The 11,739-nt window shown below is 63.9% G+C and carries 7 protein-coding genes and 1 pseudogene; 7 read left to right on the top strand and 1 reads right to left on the bottom strand.

The annotated features are described in order from the left end of the window. Positions 1 to 39 precede the first annotated feature (39 nt). The 3 genes and pseudogenes from FB460_RS10645 to FB460_RS10635 all read left to right on the top strand — a co-directional run bounded on the left by FB460_RS10645 (position 40) and on the right by FB460_RS10635 (position 2,770). On the top strand, positions 40 to 1,380 hold the full coding sequence (locus FB460_RS10645; RefSeq protein WP_142094095.1) for a UDP-glucose dehydrogenase family protein: 1,341 nt from the start codon (positions 40 to 42) through the stop codon (positions 1,378 to 1,380). Between the two features lie 145 nt (positions 1,381 to 1,525). Beyond that, positions 1,526 to 2,359 (top strand): annotated as a pseudogene (locus tag FB460_RS10640) (phosphoribosylaminoimidazolesuccinocarboxamide synthase); the annotation flags it as partial. 126 nt (positions 2,360 to 2,485) lie between these two features. Continuing rightward, entirely contained in the window at positions 2,486 to 2,770 is a 285-nt protein-coding gene (locus FB460_RS10635; protein ID WP_142094094.1) for a hypothetical protein, read from the top strand. A gap of 57 nt (positions 2,771 to 2,827) precedes the next feature. Here the strand turns inward: FB460_RS10635 and wecC are convergent, their stop codons facing one another. Next, positions 2,828 to 4,075, bottom strand: a complete 1,248-nt coding sequence (gene wecC, locus FB460_RS10630; RefSeq protein ID WP_142094093.1) for a UDP-N-acetyl-D-mannosamine dehydrogenase — start codon at positions 4,073 to 4,075, stop codon at positions 2,828 to 2,830. 231 nt (positions 4,076 to 4,306) lie between these two features. Here wecC and wecB point away from each other — a divergent pair, with 231 nt between their 5' ends. From wecB to FB460_RS10610, 4 genes are all read left to right on the top strand, one after another. After that, positions 4,307 to 5,431 (top strand): non-hydrolyzing UDP-N-acetylglucosamine 2-epimerase, encoded by a 1,125-nt coding sequence (wecB, locus tag FB460_RS10625; protein WP_211345946.1) that lies wholly within the window; start codon positions 4,307 to 4,309, stop codon positions 5,429 to 5,431. A gap of 175 nt (positions 5,432 to 5,606) precedes the next feature. After that, positions 5,607 to 10,043, top strand: coding sequence for a glycosyltransferase (locus tag FB460_RS10620; protein WP_142094092.1), 4,437 nt, complete (start codon positions 5,607 to 5,609; stop codon positions 10,041 to 10,043). Beyond that, on the top strand, positions 10,040 to 10,453 hold the full coding sequence (locus FB460_RS10615) for a hypothetical protein (protein ID WP_142094091.1): 414 nt from the start codon (positions 10,040 to 10,042) through the stop codon (positions 10,451 to 10,453). The genes FB460_RS10620 and FB460_RS10615 overlap by 4 nt, the downstream gene beginning before the upstream one ends. After that, positions 10,450 to 11,730 carry a hypothetical protein gene (locus FB460_RS10610; RefSeq protein WP_142094090.1) on the top strand — a complete coding sequence of 427 codons (1,281 nt, stop codon included), beginning with the start codon at positions 10,450 to 10,452 and terminating at the stop codon, positions 11,728 to 11,730. The genes FB460_RS10615 and FB460_RS10610 overlap by 4 nt, the downstream gene beginning before the upstream one ends. Positions 11,731 to 11,739: the final 9 nt, after the last annotated feature.

Genomic DNA, 11,739 nt, shown 5'->3' with positions numbered 1-11,739 from the left:
CAGCCGGACAGACCTTTCCGTGGTTCAGAGGACGCAGAGATGAAGATCAGCACGATCGGTTGTGGCTACTTGGGGGCCGTTCACGCGGCCTGTATGGCCGAGTTGGGGCATGAGGTCGTCGGCCTCGACGTGGACGAGCGAAAAGTCGAGCTGCTGGCGCGTGGTGAGGCCCCTTTCCACGAGGCCGGGCTTCCCGAGCTGCTGCGCCGTAACGTCGATGCGGGTCGACTCACCTTCACCACCGATCCCTCCGCCATCGCTGACTGTGACATCCACTTCATCGGTGTCGGAACCCCGCAGATGCAGGGCCGCTATGCCGCAGACATGTCCCAGGTCGATGCCGCCGTTCAGACGATCCTGGACAACACGGACCCGAACCGTGAAGAGCCGGCGCTGATCGCTGGTAAATCGACCGTCCCGGTCGGGACCGCCGAGGCCATCGCGGGGAAGGTCGCCGAATCCGGCAAGAACCTCCTTGTCCTGTGGAACCCGGAGTTTCTGCGCGAAGGGTTCGCGGTCAAGGACACTTTGGAACCCGACCGCATCGTCTACGGGCTCAGCGAAGACGTCGCTGAGGGCGAGAAGGCACGAGAGATGCTCGATGAGTGCTACCGCGAGATCCTCGATCGGGGAACGCCCCGCCTGCTGGCCAACTATCCGACGGCCGAACTGGTGAAGGTCGCCGCCAACTCGTTCCTCGCCACCAAGATCAGCTTCATCAATGCCATGGCTGAGCTCTGCGATGCCACCGGTGCTGACGTCACCAAACTGGCTGAGGCGATCGGCCACGATGACCGCATCGGCAAGAAGTTCCTGCGTGCCGGCATCGGCTTCGGCGGCGGCTGTCTGCCCAAGGACATCCGCGCCTTCATGGCCCGCGCCGGTGAGCTCGGCGTCGATCAGGCGCTGACCTTCCTTCGTGAAGTCGACGCCATCAACACGCGTCGTCGCGTGGGCGCTGTCGACCTGGTCACCGACCTTGTCGGCCCCCGTCTCGTCGGACATCGGGTGGCGGTGCTGGGTGCCGCCTTCAAACCGGACTCCGACGACCTGCGTGATTCGCCGGCGCTGGACATCGCCCTGACGCTGTGGTCACGCGGTGCCGATGTGGTGATCCACGATCCGCAGGCCGGTGGGAAACTCAAGGAACAGCGCCCCGACCTGGAAGTCGTCGACACCATCGAGGAAGCCCTCAGTGGGGCGGAGGTCACGATGCTGCTCACCGAATGGAAACAGTTCCGGGAGCTGGATCCGGCTGCGGTGAAGAGCATCGTCAAGACCCCCGTCATCGTTGACGGTCGCAATGTGCTCGACCCCAGAGCTTGGAGCGAGGCGGGATGGGACTATCACGGCATCGGTCGCGGGGTCTCGATCTGGTGACAGCGTCCGCCTCTGCGTATGTGGGCACCGGCAGGGAACAGCTCCGGCGCCGCAACACGCAGAAAGGCCCTTGGCGTCCGCTGCGCGGTGCAGCAGTTCGTGACATGATCGAGCGGTGAATACTGAGTCTGTCTACGGTGACGTTCTGGGCCTCCCGCTGGTGCATGCGGGAAAGGTGCGCGAACTCTACGCTCTACCCGACCGTGACGACGCGCTGTTGATGGTGGCGACCGATGCGATCTCGGCCTACGACCATGTGCTGTCCACACCCATCCCCGACAAGGGCGCCATTCTCAACCAGATGGCTCTGTGGTGGTTCGAGCAGCTCGTCGACGTGGTGCCCAACCACGTACTCAGTACCGATGTGCCCGACGCCGTGGCCGGCCGTGCCGTCATCGTGGAGAAGCTCGATATGTTTCCCGTCGAATGCGTGGCACGTGGCTACCTGACCGGATCGGGATGGGCCGAATACCAGGTGGATCGCAGCATCTGTGGGGTCCCGTTGCCCGCTGGGCTGCACGACGGGGCGCGTCTGGAAGATCCGATCTTCACCCCGGCCACCAAGGCGGCGATGGGCGATCACGACGAGAACGTCGACTTCGCGACCGTTGCAGCGACCGTCGGTGGACAAGCCGCCGACGAGCTCCGCGATCTCACTCTCTCGGTCTACACGCGCGCCGAGCGCATCGCCCGTGAGCGCGGAGTCCTCATCGCCGACACCAAGGTGGAGTTCGGGCGTCGTGCTGACGGGACGATCGTGCTCGCCGATGAAGTGCTCACCCCCGACTCCTCGCGTTTCTGGGATGCCCAGGCATGGCCGGAGAGCCTCGACTCGTTCGACAAACAGTTCGTGCGTGACTGGCTCGTGCACGAATCGGGATGGGATCGGTCTGGTGACCAAGCGCCACCCCCACTGCCGGACCACATCGTCGACGCCACGCGGCAGCGCTATCTCGATGCCTATGAACGGCTCACGGGCAACGCGTTCACGCGCTGAGGACAGGCAGGATCCTTGGGGAGGCCTGTCTCCTCGCGGCAGGTGAGATGATGGGGCTGAGCTGGCCGGGCCCGGCCACGCTGGAGATCCCCATGGAGGTACGGCGAGATGAGTTCCACCGCTTCTTTGACGAACAAGGAGCTGTTGCTCGCCGCGAGCGCTGCCCTGGCAGCGTGGTTCGTGGCGAGGATCGTGTCCCACACCACTGAAGGATGGATCGCTCCAGTTGCGGCCGACACTGCTTTCGTGGTGGCTGCGGGAGCCATCCTCGTGGTGCTGCAGCGGTTGGCCACCAGCCAGCAGGTCGAGGGTGTCGAGCGTCACCTGACCGAAGAACTGCAGGCCGCCGAAAGCCGACGGCCCGACACCGACGACGCCCCGACCAAGGAATGATCGGGGCGGCCGCGGGCCGGGCCGACGTGACGTTCGGTCAGTGATCGGAGGCTGCGCTCAGCGCCACACCCCTCGGGTGTCGATCAAGGCCTTCTCGGAGAGCTTCTCGCGGTCGAACTCCTTGAAATCGGTGTGGTCAACCAGGAGCAGCACGATGTCTGCTTCGGCGACGGCGGTGTCCAGCTCTGCGAGCTCGACATTGCCGAAATCCGCCAGTGACTTCGGCAGCTCATCGACATTGGGTTCGACGGCCAGAATCTTGCCGACGTCCAGCCGCTTCGCGAGGTCTTCGGTGATGTGCAGCGCAGGGGATTCACGCAGGTCGTCGATGTCGGGTTTGAAGGCCAAGCCCAGTGCCGCGATGACGGGACTCTCAAACTTGTCAGCCAACGGCAGCACCTTGTCGAGAACCCATTCGGGCTTTGCGTCATTGATCTCGCGGGCTGCTCGGATGATCCGTGCCTCCTCGGGGGCAGCCGCCACGATGAACCACGGGTCCACGGCGATGCAGTGTCCACCGACGCCGGGGCCGGGCTGGAGGATGTTCACGCGTGGGTGATGGTTGGCGAGTTCGATGAGCTCCCACACGTCGATGCCAAGCTTGTCGGAGAGAATCGACAGCTCGTTGGCGAAGGCGATGTTGACGTCGCGGAAAGAGTTCTCCACGAGCTTCGACATCTCGGCGGTCTTGGCGTCGGTGAGCAGGAAATCGCCGTCGCAGAACAGCTGATAGAGGTCGCGAGCACGCTCTGCGGCGTCGCCGTTGAGGCCACCACAGATGCGGTCATTGGTGCGCAGCTCCACCATGATGCGGCCGGGCAGTACACGCTCGGGGCAGTGGCAGACATAGATGGTGTTCGGCTGGTTGGGCTCCAGCGTCAGATCCGTGCGCGATTCCAAGAAGATCTGAGCCATGCGCTCGGTAGCCCCGGGAGGCGAGGTCGATTCGAGGATCACGAGCTCACCGCCGGTCAACTGTGGCGCGATGTTCTTGGCCGCGGTCTCGATGTAGGAGAGATCGGGCTCGTTGTCGCCCTTGAACGGGGTGGGCACTGCCACGATGTAGTTGTCGGCGTGCGGCACCTCGAACTGAGCACTCAGACGCCCCTGCTTGACCGCGCCGGCCAGGACGGTGCCCAGGTCGGGTTCGACGAACGGCACCTCGCCGCGGTTGACGGCATCGATCGTTGTCTCCTTGACGTCGATACCGGTCACCTGCGCACCTGCGCTGGCGAGAACCGCGGCCGTCGGCAGCCCGATGTAGCCGAGCCCGATCACCGCGACGGTGGGGGTCTGCTGGGTCATCCCGCACTCCTAGAATTCGTGTTCGTGAATCGATCATTCACAGTATGGACCCATCGGCTGGGCAATCGCACGTCGTCAGTGGTATCTCTGGTCGGCAGATGGCCGGGGGACGCCCCGATGTGAAGGCCATGTCCTAGTGTGGTGACACAACAAATAAGGCGTGTGGCGACACAGAAAATGAGGTCGCGCTCATTCACGCGGGTTGTATTCGTGGGGGATTTGGAGGAAGTCATGGCTGAACGCCCGGCAGTGATGGTGGTTTACGGCACACGTCCCGAGGCGATCAAGGTCGCACCGGTCATCAAGGCGCTCGAGGAGTCCGAGAAGCTCGATGTGATCTCGGTCATCACCGCGCAGCATCGTGAGATGTTGGATCAGGTGAACGAGGTCTTCGAGGTCACTCCCGATGTGGACCTCAATCTGATGAAGCCCGGGCAGACGCTCAACGAGATCGCGGCCCGCGTGCTCACCTCCATCGACGAGACCATCGCCGAGCACCAGCCCGCCGCCGTGCTCGTGCAGGGCGACACCACCACCGTGATGGCAGCCGGTATCGCTGCGTTCAACCGCTCGATCCCGGTGGTCCACCTCGAGGCCGGTCTCCGCAGCGGCGACCTGTTCTCCCCGTTCCCGGAGGAGGGCAACCGAAAGCTCGTCTCGCAGATCGCGTCACTGCACTTGGCTCCCACCGAGGTCTCCAAGGCCAACCTGCTGCACGACGGCGTCGATGAATCCGACATCGTCGTCACCGGCAACACCGTCATCGACGCCCTGCACTGGGCCGTCGAGCGTCCCCGTGAGTTCACCGATCCGGTGCTCAACGAAGTGGCCGACAGCGGCAGGCAGATCATCCTCGTCACCACACACCGTCGTGAGAACCTCGGCTCCAACATGGAGAACATCGGCCGCGCCATGCGCGTGCTCGCCGAGCGGTATCCCGATGCGGTGCTCGTGTGGCCTGCCCACAAGAACCCTAAGGTGCGCGAGACCATCAAGCCGCACATCGCAGATCTCGCCAACGTGATCAGCATCGAACCGGTCGCCTACGGCGAATTCGCCCACCTCATCGGCGCCTCCCACATCGTGCTCACCGATTCCGGCGGAATTCAGGAGGAGGCGCCAAGCCTCGGCAAGCCGGTCCTGGTGCTCCGCGAGAACACCGAGCGTCCCGAGGCCGTCGACGCCGGCACCGTCAAGCTCATCGGCGCACAGGAAGCCGACATCGTGCGCGAGGTCAGCGCATTGATGGACTCCGAGGATGCCTACCAAGCCATGGCCCAAGCGGTGAACCCGTACGGAGACGGGAAATCCGCACAGCGATGCCTGGACGCCATGGGCGCGTTGTTGGATCTCTGAACTGGCTTGGTGAAGTGAATCAGGGTCGGTGTTACCGTGCCCCTGCCCAGCTTGAGGATTGTTCGGAAGGTTGACCGTGCACGCTGACGAGAAACGTTCACCCGAGAGACTTCGCCGGCAGCGTGTTTCCCAACTTCTGGCGGATCCTGACGCTTTGGTTACGCGGTTCGAGGGTATGGCCGAGCGAAACCGTGCCGACCGAACGGTGATCAAGAAGCTGGAATCCGAGTTGGCAGAGGCGCGCAAGGAAGCCGAACGGGCGATGTCGACGGCGGAGAAGAGCGAGAAGGAACGCGACAAGATCTGGAGCGACCTTGGGACGGCGCGCTCTGCACTGGACGCGTATCGCCGGGAGACGAAGGATCTCAAGCGGCAACTGGCGAACCTGCGGAACTCCAAGGCGATTCGCCTGACCCGCATGGTTCGATCGACTCTGGGCCGTGGCGGGGCCAACGCAGACGGGCGAGGGCCTTCAGCGCCCGACGCAAAACCTGAAACAGTGCAGGACAGTACCGTGCCTGTCCCCGCCCCGACAGCCCTCGAGACACACGAGATTCACAAGGCCGCAGATTCGACGGGCTTCGTTCCGGCGACCGAGGAGCCTCCAGCGCCTACACTCGAGGACCTTCTGGAGGATCTGCAGGCCGATCCCACCCCCGCCAAGCTTGTCGCTGTGGTGACACGCCAGTGGTTCGGTGAGGGCATGATCGATGCACCCTGCGAGCTGCTCGATCGCTATTCGGCTCAGTCAGCCAAGATGACCAAGACGAAACGGACACTGGCGCAGGTCATCCGGGGGACTTGGAAGGTCACCCGCAATGGCGTCGCCATCCCGATGCGCGCCAAGGGCTCGGCCTTCGTCCCCGAGCCGGATCGCGTCATGTATTGCGTGCACTCCACACCGCACTACAACTCCAACGGGTACTCCACCCGCACCCGTGGCGTCGCTGCCGGGATGAAGGAGGTGGGTACCGATGTCGTCGTCGTGGCTCGCGAAGGATATCCGTGGGACAGCAACAAGACCGACATCCCGGCCCCCAAGGAGGCGAAGCGGACGGTGGTGCAGATCGACGAGGTCGACTATGTGCACCTCCCGGGCAGCAGATTGGCTGACGCCCCGCTCGACGAGTACTTCGCCACGGCCGCTGATGCATTCGTGCGGGAGGCGCGGCTGCAGCGTCCCAGCGTGATCCAATCCGCGTCCAATCATCTGACCGCGATCCCTGCGCTGATCGCTGCCCGTCGGCTTGGTGTGCCGTTCGTGTATGAGGTGCGGGGCTTCTGGGAACTCACCCAAGCGTCACGCGACCCCAGTTGGGCCGCGAGCGACCGTTTCAAGGCCGCCGTCCAGCTGGAGACCTTGGTTGCTCAGAACGCCGACCGTGTGCTGGCGATCACCCAGGAGGTTGCTGACGAGCTCGTCGAGCGTGGCGTCGAACGGTCCAAAATCGCGCTCGCGCCCAACTCGGTCGACCCCGAGACCTTCCTGCCGATACCGGCCGATGCCCAGTACGCCAAGAAACATGGCATCCGAACCGATGTCCCCGTGGTCGGTTTCGCAGGCAGCATGGTCGATTACGAGGGCCTCGACACTCTGATCGAGGCATCGGCACGCCTCGTCGAGCGTGGTGTGGAACACCAGGTGGTCATCGCAGGATCCGGTGGCGCTGAAGCCGACCTGAAGGCGCGAGTGGCCGAGCTGGAACTGGAACACGTGCGGTTCCTCGGGCGACTTCCCATGATCGAGATCCCGCAGCTGCTCAGCACCTTCTCGATCATGCCGTGCCCCCGGCACTCCAGCGTTGTGACCGAGATGGTGTCACCGCTGAAACCTCTCGAAGCCTTCAGCGCCGGTAAAGCCGTCCTCATGTCGGACGTCTCGCCCCACCGCACTCTGGCAGGGAAGAACCAGGAGAGGGCGCTGCTCTTCCCCGCCGGTGATGTGGAGGCGTGTGCCGAACAGCTTGGGAAGCTCGTCGGTGACGAGGACCTACGCGCGCGCCTCGGTCGCGTGGCACGCCACTGGACTTTCCACGAACGCAACTGGAGGACGCTCGGACGGGCCATGTCCAGCGCCCACCACAGTGCCCGGTGGCACCACGACGCCCACCTTCCTGCCGATTCTCGACATCTTGGTGATCTTCGTTTCGGGCTTGTGGCCGATGAGTTCACCACGAGCACGCTCAGCGGCAGCGTCACCGTCGTGCCCCTGTCCCGGAGCCGATGGCGGGAGCAACTGGACGCCGAACATCTCGACATCGTGTTCATCGAGTCGGCGTGGAACGGCAATGATGGTGACTGGTTCCGCGGGGTCGGGTACTACGGCGAGGAGGAGAACGCCGACCTGTACTCGCTACTGGCACAGTGCCGCACGCGGGGTATCCCGACGGTGTTCTGGAACAAGGAGGATCCGGTCCACTTCCAGCGGTTCCGGGAAACCGCAGCCCGCTGTGACCACGTCTTCACCACCGATGCCAACATGATTCCGCAGTATCTGCGGACCGAGGGGTCGGCGTCGCTGACCGCCTCCAGCCTCCCGTTCTACGCGCAGCCGAAGATCCACAACCCGCTACCGGGACACCGGCGCTACGAACAGTCGGCCGCCTATGCAGGCACGTACTACGGTGATCGATACAAAACCCGATCGCATCAACTTGCGCGTTTGCTGAAGACCAGCCAAGAGGTCGCCGGGTTGACCATCTACGACCGTCAGCTGGCCAACCCCGAATCGCCGTACCAGTTCCCCGAGGAGTTTGAACGGCACATCCGCGGCGTCCTGCCGTACGACGAGGTCATCGACTCCTACAAATCCCACATCGCCCAACTGAACGTGAATTCGGTGACATCGTCGCCGACGATGTTCTCCCGTCGCGTCGTGGAGGTCGCAGCCTGCGGCGGTCTTGTGCTCTCCGGGCCGGGGCGCGGTGTTGCCGAGACGTTCGGTGGCGTCATCCCCAGCTCCAACGACGCGGCGGTGTGGGCCGCGCTGTTGTGGGACTGGTCTTGCAATCCGGTTGAACGCGCCCGCGAAGCCTGGTTGCAGATGCGCGCGGTGTATCGCTCACACACCGTGGATGACGCGCTGGCGATCCTGGCGCGTACTGCCGGCATTCCTGTCGATGGCCCGTGCCGGGAGACCGCAGCTCTCGCGGTTGATTCGCAGAGTCATGATGTGTGGTCCTCGATCGTGGCGCAGTCGGTGCGTCCGGTCGCCGTCTACGCCGATGACGTGCCCGAGGCCGTCGCCGATGAACTCTCCGGTCTGGAGATTCCCCTCTGGCCGCGCGACGCGGTCACCGAAGCGACGTCCGATTGGGTCGGCATCGTGACCGGACCGCTGAGCCGGACCTGGTTGGAGGACCGGCTTCAAGCCACCCGCTTCGGCCAGTGGACGCGGATCGGGTCGCGTCCGGTCACGGGTGAGGACGTGGGTGCTCCGTTGGCCCGGCCGGTGGCGTCCACCTCGATGCAGGTCGACCTGATCCGGACCGATGAGGTGCGTACCGCCGGTGGTACTTCGCAGGCGCTCTTGGTGGATGCTGCCAGCGGCGTCGAGCTGCTGACGGTCGAGGACGCACATGCCGGTGATATGGGCGAGTCCCTGAGCCAGGCTGCGAGTTCACCCCTGCAGGTTCGAACCCCCGAACGTGTCGTCGTGGCCGGGCATGATCTGAAGTTCGCCACCGAGATCATGCAGTCTCTGCAGGATCGTGGCGTCGAGGTGATCGTGGACGAATGGCAGAGCCATGGGAGCCATGACGAGTTGGCGTCGAAGGACGCCCTCGCGCAGGCCGACGCGATCTTCTGTGAATGGGGTCTCGGGAACGCCGAGTGGTACTCCAAACATGTGCGTGCCGACCAGCGCCTCGTCGTGCGTAGCCACTCCCAGGAGCTGCGTTTGCCGTATCTGCGGCGGATCGCTCACCCGCATGTTGACCGGCACATCTTCGTCAGCGAACTGATCCGCCAGGCAGCGGTGCGGAGTCATGGTGTCCCTCTCGCCGACACGATGGTGATCCCCAATCCGGTCGCGGTCGACGACCTTCGCCGAGAGAAGGTCGCCGATGCTCGTTTCAATCTGGGATTCGTGGGGATGGTGCCCAGGACCAAGCGCATCGACCGTGCCATTGATCTGTTGGAACGCCTCCGTTCGGAGGATGACCGGTACCGCCTGTTCGTGAAGGGCAAGACGCCCGACGCTTACCCGTGGCTTGCGCGGCGCACCGATGAAATGGCGTACTACCAGCGCGTCTTCGACCGCATCGACGAGCTCAACGCTGGAGCGGCGGATGCCGTCGTGTTCGACGGATTCGGCCCCGATATGGCCGATTGGTACCGCAAGATCGGCGTCGCGATCTCTGTCAGTGAGTTCGAGTCGTTCCATCTCACCATCGCCGATGGCGCGGCGTCCGGCGCGCTTCCTGTGACGCTCAACTGGCCCGGGGCCGAGTTCATCTACCCGGATGCGTGGCTGTGCACGAACGTGGACGAGATGGTCGAGCGGGTGCTCACCCACGAGCCCTCTGCGGAATACAGTCAGGCCGCGCAGGAGCTGTTCGATGAGCAGCACGTGCTGCCCATGCTGACCGATGAGATCCTCGGGACGGCATGAGCATGCGAGATGCAATGCTGACCGGTGTGCCGCCCATGCCTGCTCCCGGTAGGGCGCGGCGGCTCCAGGAGACCATCATCGATGCGGCCGAGGACGATGTGAACCGTCTGGCCGATGCGGTGACCCGCATACTCGAAGGGGAGACCGGCGCGGGCACCGAGCAGATGATCGTGGTGATGATCCCGCTGGCTAAGCATGAGTTGCGGGATGCTGTGGGGGATGTGCTGGACGATGTGCGATGTATGGCAGGGCAGGCTGTGCGTCTGCATCAGTACGATCTGCATGAGGACGAGGATTTCGCCGCGTGGAACGCCCGCTGTGATGAAGCTCTCGCCGATGTAGACCGGACCAGATACGAGGAGTGTGTCCGCGAACATCTGTCTGTGGACTTGGAAGGCGCATTCGCATGAGGAGGATCTACGACCCCGGCGAACCCGAGCGACTCACACCGGATTATCGCGACGACGTCGTCTTCACATGGGACTCGATCACGAGCTTCCATGATGCCGAGCCCGCTGACGGGGTCCATGTCATCACCACGGAGCATGGACAATTGGAGATCCTCACCGGCGGATCTCCTTGGAACGTGGCGCAGGGCCCTGTGCTGATGATCTTCTCGGGCGCGGTCCAACGTGATGAGGGACGACCTCCGCCGTTCTTCTCTGGCCGTGGCATCGCGACGGCCACGGGGCTGCCATTCATTGCGATCACCGACCCGACTCTCGCTCTGCGTGATGACATCTCCCTCGGTTGGTACGCGGGGAATGCGTGGCAGGACGTGCAGCAGGATGTCTTCAACCTCGTGCTTCCCCTCGCCGAGACGCTTGGTCGGGATCTGTGGTTGGTGGGCGGCTCCGCAGGTGGCTTCGCGGCCTTGGATCTCGGGCACCAACTGGGCAAGCGGTGTTCGGTGCTGGTCTGGAACCCGCAGACCGACATCATGGAGTACTCCCGAAGTTATGTTGTTGCCTACCTGCAGGCGGCCTTCCGCGTCAGCAGCGTCAAGTTCGCTGCAGAAGGATGGAAACGTCGTGGACGACAGGTCATGCGACGCTTCGGCCGCCGACACTCGGTTGTGCAGGGAATCCTCCCGTCCCAGGCGCCCGCTCGTTTGTTGTACTTGCAGAACTCCGGAGACTGGCATGTGCAGAAACACTGCTCCCCTTATCTGGAAGCCCACGGATACACCCCCAATGGTGGGAACATATGGCGTCGCGATGCCGACCACGTCATCTGGATGACGCGCTTCGGGGAGGGACATGCACCTCCGCCACGTGAGTGCATCATCGATCTCATCAAGGCCTGTATCGATCCCGGCACCAGCATCCTTACGACCGTCCGGCGATTGAGTGCTTCTGAGTTCTTCGGGGAGCAGGACGAACGTATCCAACCGCGAGATCTGCGTCCGCACGCCGATGACGTGGACAAAGCCGTGCACGCCTACGTGAATGACCGGAACGTGACCGTGTGCATGGACGGCGTCGCCTCCGGAACGGCCGGCCTGCACTGGGTGGTCCAGGTGTGGAACCAGCAAGGGGTCCGGATCGCAACCAGCCCTCTGCAGCGTGGCTGGATGAGCTGGCCCGCCCCTCACTCATCAGAGCCGTTGTGGTGTGACATCGATGTGTTCGACGGACTCGGGCATGATCTAGCCACCCGGCGTCTAAAGATTCCTGCTGCGCGCTGACGCGGCCCC

It is taken from the genome of Propioniferax innocua, from assembly GCF_006716235.1.
Taxonomy (GTDB): Bacteria; Actinomycetota; Actinomycetes; order Propionibacteriales; family Propionibacteriaceae; genus Propioniferax; species Propioniferax innocua.
Note: the sequence above shows the minus strand (reverse complement) of the source record. Positions and strands in the feature narration are given on the sequence as shown.